At 59.2% G+C, this 14185-nt stretch carries 17 protein-coding genes; 7 read left to right on the top strand and 10 right to left on the bottom strand.

Annotation, left to right across the window (positions count from 1 at the left end; translation table 11 throughout):
• Nucleotides 1-202: 202 nt before the first annotated feature.
• From BLU35_RS31435 to BLU35_RS31405, 6 genes are all read right to left on the bottom strand, one after another.
• Entirely contained in the window at nt 203-757 is a 555-nt protein-coding gene (locus tag BLU35_RS31435; protein ID WP_093236048.1) for a class I SAM-dependent methyltransferase, read from the bottom strand.
• 77 nt (nt 758-834) lie between these two features.
• Complete coding sequence (locus tag BLU35_RS31430; RefSeq protein WP_176907519.1) at nt 835-1485, bottom strand: hypothetical protein; 651 nt, start codon at nt 1483-1485, stop codon at nt 835-837.
• 389 nt (nt 1486-1874) lie between these two features.
• On the bottom strand, nt 1875-3317 hold the full coding sequence (locus BLU35_RS31420; protein WP_093236047.1) for a DUF1254 domain-containing protein: 1443 nt from the start codon (nt 3315-3317) through the stop codon (nt 1875-1877).
• Nucleotides 3318-3440: 123 nt separating this feature from the next.
• On the bottom strand, nt 3441-4007 hold the full coding sequence (locus tag BLU35_RS31415) for an OmpA family protein (protein ID WP_093236046.1): 567 nt from the start codon (nt 4005-4007) through the stop codon (nt 3441-3443).
• 28 nt (nt 4008-4035) lie between these two features.
• Complete coding sequence (locus BLU35_RS31410; protein WP_093236073.1) at nt 4036-4461, bottom strand: cysteine rich repeat-containing protein; 426 nt, start codon at nt 4459-4461, stop codon at nt 4036-4038.
• A gap of 113 nt (nt 4462-4574) precedes the next feature.
• Complete coding sequence (locus BLU35_RS31405) at nt 4575-4871, bottom strand: hypothetical protein (RefSeq protein ID WP_093236045.1); 297 nt, start codon at nt 4869-4871, stop codon at nt 4575-4577.
• Nucleotides 4872-5124: 253 nt separating this feature from the next.
• Between BLU35_RS31405 and BLU35_RS31400 the strand changes: the two genes are divergently transcribed.
• The 7 genes from BLU35_RS31400 to BLU35_RS31370 all read left to right on the top strand — a co-directional run bounded on the left by BLU35_RS31400 (nt 5125) and on the right by BLU35_RS31370 (nt 11562).
• Nucleotides 5125-5463 (top strand): DUF2147 domain-containing protein, encoded by a 339-nt coding sequence (locus BLU35_RS31400; protein ID WP_093236044.1) that lies wholly within the window; start codon nt 5125-5127, stop codon nt 5461-5463.
• A 354-nt stretch (nt 5464-5817) separates the two neighbouring features.
• Nucleotides 5818-7638, top strand: a complete 1821-nt coding sequence (locus tag BLU35_RS31395; RefSeq protein WP_093236043.1) for an adenylate cyclase — start codon at nt 5818-5820, stop codon at nt 7636-7638.
• Nucleotides 7639-7769: 131 nt separating this feature from the next.
• On the top strand, nt 7770-8555 hold the full coding sequence (locus BLU35_RS31390; RefSeq protein ID WP_093236042.1) for a DUF2092 domain-containing protein: 786 nt from the start codon (nt 7770-7772) through the stop codon (nt 8553-8555).
• Nucleotides 8552-8764: a hypothetical protein gene (locus BLU35_RS31385; RefSeq protein ID WP_093236041.1), complete on the top strand. Its 213-nt coding sequence runs from the start codon at nt 8552-8554 to the stop codon at nt 8762-8764. The genes BLU35_RS31390 and BLU35_RS31385 overlap by 4 nt, the downstream gene beginning before the upstream one ends.
• A 77-nt stretch (nt 8765-8841) precedes the next feature.
• The gene (locus BLU35_RS31380) at nt 8842-10113 is read left to right on the top strand and encodes an alpha/beta hydrolase (protein ID WP_502688197.1); all 1272 of its coding nucleotides are present in this window, start codon (nt 8842-8844) and stop codon (nt 10111-10113) included.
• 11 nt (nt 10114-10124) lie between these two features.
• A complete protein-coding gene (locus BLU35_RS31375; RefSeq protein WP_093236039.1) occupies nt 10125-10916 on the top strand; it encodes a hypothetical protein in 792 nt (263 codons plus the stop codon).
• A gap of 154 nt (nt 10917-11070) precedes the next feature.
• Nucleotides 11071-11562, top strand: a complete 492-nt coding sequence (locus BLU35_RS31370; RefSeq protein ID WP_093236038.1) for a hypothetical protein — start codon at nt 11071-11073, stop codon at nt 11560-11562.
• A 330-nt stretch (nt 11563-11892) separates the two neighbouring features.
• On the opposite strand, the gene BLU35_RS31365 is transcribed toward BLU35_RS31370, so the two are convergent.
• From BLU35_RS31365 to BLU35_RS31355, 4 genes are all read right to left on the bottom strand, one after another.
• Nucleotides 11893-12324 carry a DUF2721 domain-containing protein gene (locus tag BLU35_RS31365; RefSeq protein WP_093236037.1) on the bottom strand — a complete coding sequence of 144 codons (432 nt, stop codon included), beginning with the start codon at nt 12322-12324 and terminating at the stop codon, nt 11893-11895.
• Nucleotides 12325-12379: 55 nt separating this feature from the next.
• Nucleotides 12380-13039, bottom strand: a complete 660-nt coding sequence (locus BLU35_RS31360) for a hypothetical protein (protein ID WP_093236036.1) — start codon at nt 13037-13039, stop codon at nt 12380-12382.
• On the bottom strand, nt 13036-13194 hold the full coding sequence (locus BLU35_RS35805) for a hypothetical protein (protein ID WP_176907517.1): 159 nt from the start codon (nt 13192-13194) through the stop codon (nt 13036-13038). The genes BLU35_RS31360 and BLU35_RS35805 overlap by 4 nt, the downstream gene beginning before the upstream one ends.
• Nucleotides 13195-13648: 454 nt before the next feature.
• A partial coding sequence (locus tag BLU35_RS31355) for an aldehyde dehydrogenase family protein (protein ID WP_143033029.1) occupies nt 13649-14185 on the bottom strand: 537 nt, incomplete at its 5' end.

Here is a 14185-nt window from a genome sequence, read left to right as displayed (position 1 = left end):
CCGCTACGGTCGCGTCGTCATTTTCGCAGGCGCTGAGCGATGAGGGACGGACTCCACCAAAATTCGGAGGAAGTTTAGAGTTTTAGGTCATTGAACATTGAAGCGGTTTCCCGGCGCGTTGCAATTGGAGAGCGGAAGCTCGCAACCGAGGACCAGGTCTGGTTCGCGTTGCGGACACAACGAAGGACCTCCGGATCGAGCATCAGATCGACGTGTGAGGCCCGTTGACGTAAAGATAATACGTGTCTCTGGGTGCGCCGGGCGGGTGCGGTAGCGACCGGGCCCCCGCAAGGTCGAGCGGCAAGTCGGACAGGACAATGGCGTTTGGCGAAAGCACTGCCGGCAGGCATCGACTGACTTTGGCGCTTATCGCGACATTATGCGCTTGGGTATATGACCCCATATCCGCATGCGCAAGGATGACCTGTCCGCCAAAGCGGGTGGCAGCAGCAGCAAGCGTCTCCTCGATGTCGCCGAGCAGCAAATAATTCTCGGGCGGCGTACAGTCGGCGAAACAGTCGACCTCGCGATCCAGCACGTAGATCTCGCGCTCTGGCAGATGGATGCGCAAGTGGTCGTAGGTACGACCGTGTCCCAGTCCCATCTCGAACACAATGCCCGGTCGGCCGCCTATCTCTCGGAAGGCCCATTCCAGACTGATGCGCTGAGCCTCCAGACGGAAGAGCAATTTTTCGAGCCGGGAGTCTCTAGGTCTCGCTTCAGCGGGCTGTTCGTCCAATGTGGCAGGTGGCGCCATAATTATTCTCCGCGGAGCAATCGAGTTCGCCCTGGTTGGCCGTGGGACGCAGTCGACAGGAGCCTCAATGACCCCGATCAGTAGCAAGGCGGATAGGGGTAATAACCGCAGACTGGCCGCGCATAATACGGTGCTGCCATGGCCGCCCCGGCGACAGCGCCGCCATACCAGGCTCCCCGGAATGCAGTGCGGCGGGCAACTCCCGCAAAGGAACGCGGCGTGAGTGGCATCCCGATGATGTCGATGAAGGTCGACGCCGGCCCGTCGCCGCCCTCGAGGCTGCCTTCCAGAACATTGACATCGAAAGTCAGGTCAGCCCCTTCCATGTTGGGCGCATCCAATGTGACGACCGCGTCAACAACGCCACTACCGTCCTTGCTAAGTACGGACACGGTCGCATTGGGAGGATCGGCCGCAAAACTGTCCTTGCCGGAACCCCATTCTTCAATCAGGTGCGTCGTGAGCACGTGGCCTGCCGCCCGCACCGGCCGGTCGGCAAAAACGATTGAATTGGGCGATACCCCGGTCAGGACGAGTTTACCGTCCTTCATGCTCGCTCCCTTCGAATTGAGTACGATCAATGACGGCTCAACTTGGGGCTTTGCCGATCCAATCGTTTTGGTCGCTGGAGCCTTGATGGCATTTTGCTGTTCCTGTGCCGATGAGGCTCCGATCACCACTAGCGCAAGTGTGATCGCCAAACCCAAAGATTGCAGTTTGATTTGCATCGTTTGATCCACCTCGATCGTGGTATTTCGGCTAAATGGCGGTTTTTTCCCAATCGGCATCCGCCAGAAGCCCCTTGTCGTAATCCCATCCGCCAAACATGTGTGCCTGGATACGCATGCCACTCATGCCTTTCCGTCCTTGCGTAGCATCGCAACAAAGATCGAATCGGGCGTGGCCTCCTCTGGCGAAACGACGGTGAGCCCGGATGTTCCCGTCTGAAGGATGTTCATGCCGGACGCGAAGTCGAGCGAGTCCTGTGCTCTAAGCTGAGCTGTCGTATCGCCGCGTTCATCGGCTCAGTAGTGGAATCTATGAACGAGGCAGCGCTAGTGCGCCTCGTTCACGGATTTGCGATCTTTCATCCGGCTGGACGAAAACCTTAGCGTAATCAGCTGACCTTTCTCACTGGCGGTATCGTCCACGTGCCATCGATGATGGAGGGATTGGCCTCGTTGGGCCAATAGAGACGCATCATCAGGATGAACTTTCCCTTGGGCGCCGGCAGCCAGTTGGATTCCAAGTCCGCTCCGGGGGACTCGTGCTGGATCAGCAAGTCAATCGAGCCATCCGAGTTGGCCTTGAGTGGCTGCCGCGCGCTGATCGAGTAGCGATTGAGCGGATTGTCGACGAAGAAGTACCCCGCATCGTACATGGTCAGCGACCAGAACCCGCCAACGGGCGGCGTGAGTCCTTTCTTGAAGGTCAGAACATATTTTTCGGACCCATTGTATGCCCGCTTGATCACGCCGCTGTCGGACTTCAGCGATGTTGGGTAGATTGCATCCTGTGGCCGGTTTGCCCCGAGACCGATCGCAGTGACCAAGGCACGCTGGATGTAATTTGTGCCATAAATCCCGGTCTTTGTCGTGAAGCCCCAGCCATCGATGTCCTGAACATCACCATCGCTGAATTTGAAATGCAACATGATGCGGGCAAAGCCGACCTGCGGGACGCGCTTTACAAATGCGGGATCGAACCTGGTCTTGTCGAAGTCCTGGCCGGGAACGATGCCCAACTCGGCGAGCTTGGCGACCATCGGTGCGTCGGCATCGGTCGGCGGGTTTCCCTTCAGGAGCTCGGCGAACAGAGTGAAGTATTCGATCGCGTCCATATTGTTGACTTGTTCGCGGACGGCAGTCTTCATGTCGATCGCCGGGTCAACCTTGCCCTCGGGCGCCGTCCAGTCCTTCCCCCATGCGCTCAAGGGGTAGAGCTTCACCTCATCCTGCAGCTTATGGACTTCGGCGTAGTCCTCCGGGGTGCCCGTGCAGTAGATGCGCCCTAGCAACCAGACGGTGCCTGTCGGCGACTTGTATTGCTTGACTCCCTCCGGGAGCGTGCCTTCCCACCCGGGACCGGTGACCGCGAAAGTCTGCGCCCCGGTGCCTGTGGTCCGCTTTCCGGGAACGTCGAACACTGTCGTCCAGCCATCCAACATCGGAAACAGGGCATAGCGATCCTTCAGGTCGGGGAGGCTAACCACCCAAGGCTCATCCCCGACATCGAAGAATGCGGTGGTGTAGAGCGTGTCGGCGTTCGGCGCCGTCACGTCGCGAAACTTGGCGTCCGGATATTGGCGCAGCTTGATGATATGTCCCATTGGGGCCCGGCTTCCTTCCGGCGCGGCGACATTGGTGATCACACGCCTGGTGATCTCCATTGTCACCAGCGGATAGGCGTAAATGTAGGCCTCGACGGCCAATGCAAATTCGTCGAGACCTTCCGGCAAATTTGCCACCAGTCCATCGTTGGCAGTTGCCGACGACCCCATAGATCCAGCGGCCATCAGGCCGAGACCGGCCACAGTTAATTCACGGCGCGATATGTTCATAACGATCCTCCGGAAAGATGTATTTGGAATGCGGCTGCAGGTTCGATGTGGCGACGAAGAGTTGCAACGTAGATCGAAGCTACAAACGTTCGCGGAGCTAAAAGCGCGCAATATCCATTGGCGCTATTTGACGAGACCGAGATTGATCAACTGGACCCGTCGGTTTTCCGCCCCTTGCGGCTTGGCCGGGTCGAGCGGCCACTCCTCGCCGACGCCAATCGAATACAAACGATCTGGTGCGATCGCAAAAGTGGTCGAAAGCGCCTCTGTGATGGCGTTGGCGCGCTGCGCGCTGAGTTCGAGATTGTGTCGGGCGTCGCCCGTCGAGCTCGTGTGGCCGACGACGAGAAATTTGTACCGTCGCAGGTTGGGATGATGCAACGCGTCGGCGATCAGGCCGACCGTGCGGTAGGACTTTGGTTCGATGGCGACGGAGTCGTTCTCGAATTCGATATCCACGATCAATTGCGACAGCTTGGAGAGTCTCTGCCAGTTCGGAAGGCTGGCGACACCTTTGCCTACACTTGCCGATGCCTCCTCCACCAGAAGCGCGATGTCGATTGCGGGCGCCGCGCTTTCCACCCGTCCGAGCGCGCGCACGAGCTGCGTGTCATTGAGGTCCTGCGCCAACGCTTCACCGGACAGTATGAGGCCGATCGTCAGCAAGGCGCTAAGTCGGATGCTTTTCATCGTGTTGTCACTCCCGTTCCCAAAGGGTTCAACGCCATCCAGCGTCGATGATGGCCTGGCCGCATTGCCCCTCGTTTACGCGGGTCGCTTTGTTCAGGCAGGAAAGGACATTGCCCTCGCCTTTGACGCTTTTGCAGTACTGAGCAATGTCGTGTTTGCAGATTGTCGCAAAGGATGACTGCGCCGCCTGGCGTTGCCCTATCGACCTAATCACGTTCGCCAGTGTCACAGTACAGGTCGGCGAGACTTTGCCTGTGTGCTGCTCGAGGCAGGTCTGAATGCGGCCGCCGCCGAGGTTGAGGCCCTTGCAGTATTTCTTGATATCCGAGCCGCAGTCGTTGGCGAGCATGGTCACGGCATCGGCATAGCTGATGGTGTCCGCCCGGCCGACGGTGGTGAACCCAAACGCAGTAAGGAGTATTGCTGCCCCAATAACTACATGCCTGTTCGTCATTGCAAGTCCGATCAAAAACAGCGTTGAGATCGGCCGTCCCTGGCCGATGGCCAAGGCGTTGGCCAAGTCGAGATGCTCTATGGGATTTGCCGAAAGGAAAGTATCTTACAGTATCAAACGCCCCTGCCGCCGCCGCGCCGTCCTTTCTCCTGGCACGGAAACGGCACAATGACAGCGTTGTCGAGGACCGTCGCTATCTCGTCCCGGAGGCTGTTCACGAGTTCCACATACTCGGCAAGACGCCCGTCCCCATTGGGGACGGCAGTCTTGTTAAACGACAGCCGGAGACGATCCGCGGTGGCGAAGTCATCGCACAAGTCGCGGAAACTTTCGTCGCGGGCGGCAAGTTCATCGATCAGGCTGGTTCGATCAGCGAAACATCGTTTCGCGAGAGAGACGTCGCATCCCATGAGTGCCCCTCCAAAACGCCAGTGCCGCATCGGAGCGGCCTGACAGACCAACTTTCGTTGGGCTCACATGATGAACCAAGGGCCGCCCTCGGACACCGTATGTTACAGTTTCCGTGTAGTGGAAAGCCGGTTGCCCTACACCGTGCAAACGATGAACACAGTTTCACATACAGCGCCTACCAGATGTTACGGGCAGGCAGCGGCAAGCACGGTGTAGGTTCAGAGCAGCAGAACTTCCCCTTCATAGGAAAACATGATGCGTATCTTCACCATAGCCGCGGTACTCACCCTGGTTGCAAATAACGCGAGGGCAGAAGACCCGATCGTTGGCAATTGGAAGACAGAGTTGGGCGACACCGCCGCCATCGCCTCTTGCGGTGGAGGCTATTGCATCACTTTGAGATCTGGCAAGCACGCAGGCAAGCAGATCGGCACCTTCCACGGCAGGGACGGGGAATATACAGGGAAAATAACCGATCCCGATGCAAACAAGACCTATGACGGCTCCCTTACCGTCTCGGGCAACGCCCTGAAGATGAAGGGGTGTGTTCTGAAGGTCGTCTGCGAATCTCAGACCTGGCCGCGGATGTGAGAGACAGATTCGCCTCCCTGGCGTGGCAGCCACAGTTGTCGCCCGGTGGCCGCCTCTGACCTTGCCTGGACCTACGCCACCGAAACAAACTCACCACCCGACAGCAATCTGTACCCGGAGGGTAGCGCCCGCAATTGGGATACCGGCGCGCTTCCACACGGACTATCGGTCATTCCTCGACACCGGGATTTGCCGCTTCTGTGATGCGCGCGCCCCCCGGTAAAAATATCAAGTATCGCTGTCATAATCCGGTTTGGTTTCTAGACGAGCCGATGTTGGCAGCGTAGGTTTACTAACTGACGCTAACTAAATCTGTGATTGTCGCGGGCTAGCGTTCGTGGTGGGGAGCGCTTGATGGACATCTCTGGGGCACACCGGTTAGCGGACCCGACAGGGTCACTGCCAAGCCCGGCGGAGATTCGGGTCCAGCTCACGCGCATCGTTTCCAGTCCGGAGTTTCCACGCACAGGCCGCGGTGCGGCTTTTCTCACTTATGTCGTCGAGGAAGCCCTAGCGGGGCGCGCGCACCGCCTGAAGGGATACACGATCGCGATCGAGGTATTCAAACGCAACGAAGACTTCACTCAAGATGACCCTGTCGTTCGCATCGAGGCCGGGCGATTGAGGCGCACGCTCGAGCGCTATTATCTCGTCGCCGGCCTGCAAGACCCCATCAGAATAGATATTCCGAAAGGGCGTTATGCGCCTTCGTTCGCCTGGAATGGCACGGCATCAACGCGCCCCGAGATAGAGACCGTTCGCGAGCATGACGAACAGGCAGACCGATCTCCGTCACGGATCCGGCGGACCGCGCTTGTTGCCTTCCTTTTCGGCGTTGCAGGCTTGGCCACGCTCACGTTCTGGGCTGGCGACCATGTGATCGAGGCGGCAAAGCGGGCCGGCGGCGCCAAAGCCCCCGACGAGCCGACGCTGGTGATCGCACCCTTCGCAAATCTCGGGGGCGATCCCCAGACGCAGCTCTATACGGCCGGACTCACTGAGGAGCTGCTCACCGCTCTCCCACGGTTCAAGGAAATCAAGGTCTTCGGTCGCGAGACCTCGAAGTCGCTTTCCCCAGAGGTTGGGGCTTCAGAAATCCGTGGCGAGTTAGGCGCTCGTTATTTGCTGGCGGGCGGCGTCCGGGTATCCGGCTCCAAGGTGCGGGTGACGGCTCGCCTGTTAGACACATCTGACGGAGCAATCCTCTGGTCGCAGAACTACGACGACGACCTGACCAGCCGCGAACTTTTTGCCATCCAATCCGACGTCGCGAGCAAAGTTGCGACCACTATTGCTCAACCTTACGGCATCATCGCGCAAGCCCAGACCGCCAGCGCTCCTCCGGACGATCTCGGCGTCTACGACTGCACGCTTCGCTTCTACGCCTATCGTGCGGAACTGAGCCCAGAGACCCACCTGGCCGCCCGAGACTGTCTTGAAAGCTCGGTGGCCCGTTATCCGACCTATGCGACCGGATGGGCAATGTCATCCATCGTGTACCTCGATGAGGACCGCTTTCGTTTCAACCTCAGGCCCGGCCAATCGACGCCGCTTGAGCGGGCATTGCGCTCTGCTCGGCGGGCGATCAAATTGGAACCGGGAAACACCCGTGCTCTTCAATCTTTGATGATCGCACTGTACTTCAACCAACAACTTACCGAGGCGCTCCAAGTTGGCGAGCAGGCGCTGGCAATGAACCCAAACGACACCGAACTTCTGGGAGAGTTTGGAACGCGCCTTGCAATCTGTGGCCAGTGGCAGCGGGGCGCAGACCTTCTTGACCAGGCGCTTTCGCTCAATCCGGGTGGCGCGAGCTATTACCACGGGGCCAGGGCGCTCGCGGCCTACATGCTGAACGATCACGATAAAGCTGTGAGCCTCATCCGCAAGACGGATCTACAAAAGTTTCCGATGTTTCACCTCGTAGCAGCCGCCATATACGCCGAGGCTGGGTTGTTGGATGATGCGAGGCGCGAAGGAGAGATCTTCGTGAAGATGCGTCCAGATTATATTTCGAATGTCATCGAAGAACACAGAAAGCGTAACATCAAGCCGGAAGACAACGTCCGCATGATCGCGTCGCTTCGCAAAGCGGGACTCCCTGTGCCGAGCGAAGAAGAAGTAGAAGCGAAGCTATTGGCACCCGCATCATCGCCCCAAGCGCCTTCGCAATAAGCAGATTCTACGGCTCGGGCCGCATAGAACCTACAAGAGGTTACGGGCGTCCGGTGTCCGTGGCACTTACAGTTTGCGGTGCAGGCCGCCACGGCGACCGAGTCCGACCATGCAAGCCAGAGACTGGGCCAATGAACAGCAAAGACACGACTCTCTTAGCAGCTAAGCTCGCTCTCGCTTTGGGGCTAATGGCGCCACCAGGAGCCATGGCGGGGGAAGCCGAGGCCAAGAACCTCCTCAAAGCGATGTCAGACTATCTCGCTTCGCAAAAGGCGATCTCGTTCACCTACGACTCAAACCTGGAAGTCGTCACAGGAGAACATCAGAAACTGCTGCTGGCGAGTTCCGGCAAGATCGAATTGGGGCGGCCGGACAAACTGCGCGCCACGCGGTTTGGCGGCTTTGCCAATGTCGAAATGGTCTTCGACGGCAAGACCGTGACGCTCCTCGGCAAGGACACCAACCTCTACACCCAAGTCGAAGTTCTCGGCACAGTCGAAAATCTTGTCGACGAGATGCGCGAAAAACTTCGAAAGCCAGTGCCGGGAGCGGACCTGCTGCTGCCCGACGCCTATGACAGGCTGCTAGAGGGTGTGACTGACGTGAAGGACCTCGGCAGCGGCGTGATCGGCGGTGTCGAATGCGACCACCTCGCCTTCCGAGCGAAAAACGTCGATTGGCAGATCTGGATTGCGCAGGGGGACACCCCCCGTCCCTGCCGCTACGTGATCACAGCCAGCCAGATCGACGAGGCTCCGCAATACAGCATTCAGATTTCTGATTGGAAGACCAGTGTCGACGTCGCGGCACAAGACTACAGCTTCGCGAACGCGACGGGCGCCAAAAGAGTCGAGATAAAGGATCTTGCCAACATCGACGAACTGCCCGATCACTTGACCATGGGAGACGGAAAATGACCATGCTAGGGAAACTGAAAGCAGTTCTGTTTCTTGCGGCGCTGCTGCTTCCGGCGATTGATGCCGCGGAGCAGATATCGATCCTGGGGATCTACAGCGTTGTGAAGCCCGCTGAGGCTCGCGTCGGTCGCCCGTTGACACCTGTGAGCGTCGCGGGCGTTGCGCGCAGAACCGTGCGGCGCTGCGCCGTCGGCGTCTATTATTGCTAGAGCGATATCAGCGGAAATTTGGGGGCGTTTTGACCAATTCAGACATCGGCGATGCACGCGCCGCTTCAACAGGCCGCCTGCAGCGGCTAATCCTTTGCCTGCCACTGGTCATAATTTCCGGATGCGGCGGCCATCCCAAAGGCGTGCTGACGCCCATCGCCGAGACGTCAGCCGATGCAAGCCGGGTGGATATGCTGATTACGACCACACGTGGCCGCTCGGAAACGCCGGGCGAAATGTTCACGGGTGAACGGGCGCGAGCTCCAACGTTTGCGGACATCACCGTATCCATCCCTCCTGTTCGCAAGGTAGGCGACGTGGCGTGGCCGAAGAAGCTTCCCCCCAATCCGGTCACCGACTTTGCAACCCTGAAAGCAGACGAGTTGACGAAGGACGAAGCCAAGACGTGGCTGAATGCCTCGGTCAGGAAGAGCCCAGACCGCAGCGTGCTCGTGTTCATCCACGGGTTCAACAATCGCTTCGAGGACTCCGTCTACCGTTTTGCGCAGATCGTCCATGATTCCGGGGTCAAAAGCGCGCCCGTCCTGGTGACATGGCCGTCGCGAGGTAGCCTGCTGGCCTATGGCTACGATCGCGAAAGCACCAACTACACCCGCAATGCGCTGGAATCGCTGTTCCAGTATCTGGCTGCGGACAAGGAGGTGAAAGAAGTGTCGATCCTTGCTCATTCGATGGGTAACTGGCTGACGCTGGAAGCGCTTCGCCAGATGGCCATCCGCAACGATCGCCTGCCGGCAAAGTTCAAGAACGTGATGCTCGCAGCTCCCGACGTCGACGTCGACGTGTTCCGTTCGCAGATCGAGGACATGGGCGACAAGCACCCGCAATTCACCCTCTTCGTGTCGCAGGACGACCGGGCGCTGGCCTTTTCGCGTCGGGTCTGGGGCGACATTCCTCGTCTGGGTTCGATTGATCCGGAGCAGGCCCCTTACAAGCAGGAGCTGGCGGACAACGACATTACTGTCATCGATCTGACCAAAGTGAAGGCCGGGGACAGCATGCATCACGGCAAGTTCGCAGAATCGCCTCAAGTGGTTCAACTGATCGGTGCCCGGATTTCCGAAGGCCAGACGCTGACGGACAGCAAGATGGGTCTTGGGGATCACCTCATAGCCGGGACGACAGGAGCTGCGGTGGCAGCCGGCAACGCTGCGGGCCTGATTCTCGCCGCGCCAGTCGCGGTTGTCGATCAAGCGACGCGCGACAACTACGCTCACCACGTCAGCGGGTTAGCGGGCCAGTCGGGCAGCAAGCAGAAGATCGCGATCGACTGCGGGTTTAAACCGAGCGTGGACCGTGATCCGGCGTGTCGCGCGCACCGAAACTGAAGGTTCAGCCAATGAACAGCTACATCAAACTCGGCCTGTCGGCAGCAATCGCGGCGCTGATTGGCGGCAGTGCCGTTGCCGCCGACGCTTCTCCTCTGCTCACCCAGGATCAGCAGACCGTCGAAAGCCAGGGCGGATGGTCGTTCTCGGTCGCACCCTATTTTTGGATGGCAGGGCTGTCGGGTGAAACCTCGCAATTCGGCCTCCCGACCGTGAACATGGACGCCAACTTCGATGACATTCTCGGAAATCTCGACTTCGCCTTCATGGCGGCGGGAGAGGCACGGAACGGTCGCTTCAGCGTCATCGGCGACATCATCTACACGAAGCTTGGAGCCGATGGCGATACGCCCGGCGGCATCCTGGCGACCAGCGTCGATGTGACCTCTGAGACCTTCTCGGGACTGTTGGGCGCCGGATACGCCGTCATCGATACGCCGCAGGGACATCTGGACGTCGTTGGCGGCATAAGGGTCTGGTCGGTGGACACGACGATCCGCTTCAATGGCGGCCTCCTTGGCGGCATTGAAAGGAGCGATGGCGCGACCTGGGTTGACGGCGTAGTCGGCTTGCGCGGCAAGTATTCCCTGACCCCGGAAGTCTACCTGACGGGATGGGGGCTGGTCGGCGGTGGTGGGGCTGACATCGACTGGGACATTGCCCTGGGCGTCGGCTACGAATTCAACGATCGGATTTCGGCGATTGCCGGCTACAGGGCACTCGGCGTCAACTATAGAGACGATGGATTCGTGTTTGATGCAGTCCAGCAGGGTCCAATTCTCGGGCTTGCCTTAAGGTTCTAGGTCTAGGCCCCTCCTTGGGGTTGCATACGAGCATAAGCAGTTCGGTTCTGCCCGTTTGCTAGCGCCCTTGCTTTCGGGCCGAGGGCCTGCCGCTGTTTGCGCGTGCCGTTGACCGTCGTGGCTCAATGGATCCGATTGGAAGGGGCAACATTACATGAATGTTCTCAACGAGACACCGTGGGGCACCGATTGGGCTTGGAGCCTGCCGCTTATTCTGTTGAATGTCATTATCCACGTCTTCGGCTTGGCGTTCATCTACGATGGCTTCACGGTTCTCCTTCGGGAGATGGATCGCCAGCGCAAATTTATGTTCCGCTTCACGGTAGGCATGAACGCCGCCGTACTCTTGATCGTGATGTTGCACGGGATTGAAGCAACCAGCTGGGCTCTCGCCTATCTCGTGCTCGGCGCAATCCCAGATCCAAAATCTGCGATGCTCTACTCTCTGGGCGCCATGACAGGTTTTGGAACCGGGAACGTTTCGTTGCCGCCGCACTGGCAGATGATGGGCGTGCTGCAGTCGTTGGCCGGCCTACTGCTGTTCGGTCTCACCACCGCCTTCATGTTCGCGATGTTCCAGGCGGTTTGGCCATCGCAACAGCAGGCCATCGAACATCAATCTCCCGCTAACTCGATTGGCCAGTAGATCGCCCCTCTGGGCCCGATCCGCCGGCACTTCCATGCGTTCCGTAAGCCTCTTCCATTAACAACATCCCGGCCTCACCCTCGCGGACTTCGATTAATGGACACGTGAAGGCGCCAAATCGGTATGAATTCATGGCGCCAACAGGCTGCCTATTCCACTTGATACATTATGCGATTTTGGAAGCCCAAAACGTAAGCATCACAGCAACAAGCCGTAGCGGGCTCGTGGGAGCACGCGATGACGTCGCTTCGACCTCGTCCAGCAGGGCCCGATCATAGGGGGTCCTTCCTCCACTTCTAAGGGGCGCGAGTGTCTTGAGCTTTTCGGCGATCATCGCAACTGTCGGTCGTCGTGTTCACCTTGCGACAGCCGGATGTCCTGCAGGAATCGGAAGAGCGACCCCGCCAAGAAGCAGAGTGCCGCAACGAATAGTACGGCGGCGCCCGGTTCGTGACGATATCCCAAAAAGGCTACGACGAAGCCGAAGAGGAGCAGAAGCGTCACGCCGATTCCGGCTAGCAACGCCAGGTACAATGCGCTGTTTAAGAGGCGTTCACGCCGCCTCAGTTCCCCGATTCCCTTCTTCAGCGGGGCTCGGGCGACGTCACCGTCGTCGATCTCGCGGAGGTTTCTGATCCGCTCGGTTACGCCGGAAATCCGATTGACCAGGACCGCCACCATCGCCGCGACGCCATTGAGCATGAACGCCGGCGCGACCGCGTGATTGATCATTGTTGAAAGCTGATCGGCTTCGACTGACATACGGGCACCTTCGATCGGTACGGCACGAATGGACAACCGCGGCGCCGTGGAGGCGCTACGGAATGACGTTGACTGCACGCGCAGCCACGAGCACGAGTGTCAGCAGTGAAATGGCACTTTCGAGCATCATCAGCCCCTTCGCACGCCGGGTGAGTGGCAGCACGTCGGTGGGACTGAAAGCGGTCGCCGTATTGAACGCCAGCGACAGGTAATCGACGTAGTGCGGCCGCCAGTCTGGCGGCGCTAGTTCGGGAGCCGACGCCTGGGGAAACAGCCAGTCGGGTCTTCCCGCCATCCCACGCGCGATGCGCGACGGGCCACCCGCGTCGATCTGCCAGTAGAGTAGCGAGAAGGTGAGAACGTTGGTGACCCAAATGGTAAATGACGACGTCAAGAGCGACACTGAGCGCGTCTCGGGAGGGTGCAGGGTGATGATCCCGACCATATCTCCGAGTTCCGCCGCCGTATTCCCCGCGTAGACGCTGGCAAGCAGCATGACGGCGACGTGCTCGATCCGTAGCCACACAGCGTTGTCGGTCGATAGCGTTACTAGGACCATTGGAACGATAGCTGCTACCAGAACCACGTACGATATCCATCGCGGCATGGCATAAACGTGGTGCGGCAGCACCTCCAAGAAGGCGAATACCGCAAGGATCGCCACCACCGGAGGCCAGCGTGGTTCGTCACGGCCTGCTTGGATGACATCGCTCATCGCTGCGCCGTCTGCGGCCCTGGGGACATGCTGTCGTCACCCATGATGAAGAGGATGTTGGGTTTCCGGGTCTCCTGCGCGTGCATAGCGGTACTCGCCAGCAGGCTGCCGGCGACGGCAGCCGCCTCTGTGAAGATCTTTGCAGTTCGTCTCATTTCTGATGCCTCCCTCAAGGGCCTCCGCGTGGAGGGCTACGTTGGTTGAAAGACGTGTCAAAGCAAAACGAGAGACAATTCGGAGATCTCCAAGTTGTGACGCAGCAAAATGGACAGGACATGGCGCTTCGTGGCGCGCATATTTGCCTCTCGACTTGCCGAAAGAGGGCATCTCCACTCTTCCATATGTATTCTACACTGTACTAGCGGGCGCAGATATTGCCCTTTAGGGAATCAGCATGGAAGCAATTGTCCTAGCGCGGACCCTCACGACGCATTAACTGCGGTACTGAGATTGGAGTGTGCACTTCAGGATGCTGCCCAGATTTCGATGCGAACAAAATGACCGAAGCCAACCACGAATCTATCGCCTTGAAGGGAACCGAACCGTCGGCCCCTCCCCCCTTGCCTCGAATGAACTCAAGGTGGCGCGCCTCAACCTAAACATTCCCGCTTAAGCCAAGGTGTAGGCCGTCTTGACTGTTGTGTGGAACTCGGCGGCGTAGCGGCCCTGCTCGCGCGAGCCATGGGACGAGCCCTTGCGGCCGCCAAAGGGCACGTGGAAATCGACGCCGGCGGTCGGCAGGTTGACCATGACCATGCCGGCCTCGGCATTGCGCTTGAAATGGGTCGCATGTTTCAGGCTGGTGGTGGCGATCCCGGAGGACAGGCCGAAGGGGGTGTCGTTGGCCACCGCGAGCGCCTCGTCGTAGTCCCGGACGCGGATGACGGACGCCACCGGCCCGAAGATCTCTTCCCGCGAAATGCGCATCTGATTGGTCGCCTCGGTGAACAGCGCTGGCTGCAGGTAGAAGCCGGGCGTGTCGCGCTTCATCAGCTCGCCGCCAAAGGCGAGCTTCGCGCCCTCCTGTTTGCCGATGGCGATATAGTCGGTGTCCTGGTTGAGCTGGCCCTCATCGACCACCGGGCCGATATGGGTGCCGGCCTTCAGCGCGTCGTCGATCGTCAGCCCCTTGATCCGTTCGCCCAT

It is taken from the genome of Sinorhizobium sp. NFACC03, assembly GCF_900103435.1.
Taxonomy (GTDB): Bacteria; Pseudomonadota; Alphaproteobacteria; order Rhizobiales; family Rhizobiaceae; genus Ensifer.
The sequence above is the reverse complement of the archived record's forward strand: the minus strand, read 5'-3'. Positions and strand labels throughout refer to the sequence as shown.

Excerpts from the sequence above, each read along its gene's own strand:
- BLU35_RS31435 (WP_093236048.1), bottom strand. The coding sequence starts at position 757 with ATGGCGCCACCTGCCACATTGGACGAACAGCCCGCTGAAGCGAGACCT.
- BLU35_RS31430 (WP_176907519.1), bottom strand. The coding sequence starts at position 1,485 with ATGCAAATCAAACTGCAATCTTTGGGTTTGGCGATCACACTTGCGCTA.
- BLU35_RS31420 (WP_093236047.1), bottom strand. The coding sequence starts at position 3,317 with ATGAACATATCGCGCCGTGAATTAACTGTGGCCGGTCTCGGCCTGATG.
- BLU35_RS31415 (WP_093236046.1), bottom strand. The coding sequence starts at position 4,007 with ATGAAAAGCATCCGACTTAGCGCCTTGCTGACGATCGGCCTCATACTG.
- BLU35_RS31410 (WP_093236073.1), bottom strand. The coding sequence starts at position 4,461 with ATGACGAACAGGCATGTAGTTATTGGGGCAGCAATACTCCTTACTGCG.
- BLU35_RS31405 (WP_093236045.1), bottom strand. The coding sequence starts at position 4,871 with ATGGGATGCGACGTCTCTCTCGCGAAACGATGTTTCGCTGATCGAACC.
- BLU35_RS31400 (WP_093236044.1), top strand. The coding sequence starts at position 5,125 with ATGATGCGTATCTTCACCATAGCCGCGGTACTCACCCTGGTTGCAAAT.
- BLU35_RS31395 (WP_093236043.1), top strand. The coding sequence starts at position 5,818 with ATGGACATCTCTGGGGCACACCGGTTAGCGGACCCGACAGGGTCACTG.
- BLU35_RS31390 (WP_093236042.1), top strand. The coding sequence starts at position 7,770 with ATGAACAGCAAAGACACGACTCTCTTAGCAGCTAAGCTCGCTCTCGCT.
- BLU35_RS31385 (WP_093236041.1), top strand. The coding sequence starts at position 8,552 with ATGACCATGCTAGGGAAACTGAAAGCAGTTCTGTTTCTTGCGGCGCTG.
- BLU35_RS31375 (WP_093236039.1), top strand. The coding sequence starts at position 10,125 with ATGAACAGCTACATCAAACTCGGCCTGTCGGCAGCAATCGCGGCGCTG.
- BLU35_RS31370 (WP_093236038.1), top strand. The coding sequence starts at position 11,071 with ATGAATGTTCTCAACGAGACACCGTGGGGCACCGATTGGGCTTGGAGC.
- BLU35_RS31365 (WP_093236037.1), bottom strand. The coding sequence starts at position 12,324 with ATGTCAGTCGAAGCCGATCAGCTTTCAACAATGATCAATCACGCGGTC.
- BLU35_RS31360 (WP_093236036.1), bottom strand. The coding sequence starts at position 13,039 with ATGAGCGATGTCATCCAAGCAGGCCGTGACGAACCACGCTGGCCTCCG.
- BLU35_RS35805 (WP_176907517.1), bottom strand. The coding sequence starts at position 13,194 with ATGAGACGAACTGCAAAGATCTTCACAGAGGCGGCTGCCGTCGCCGGC.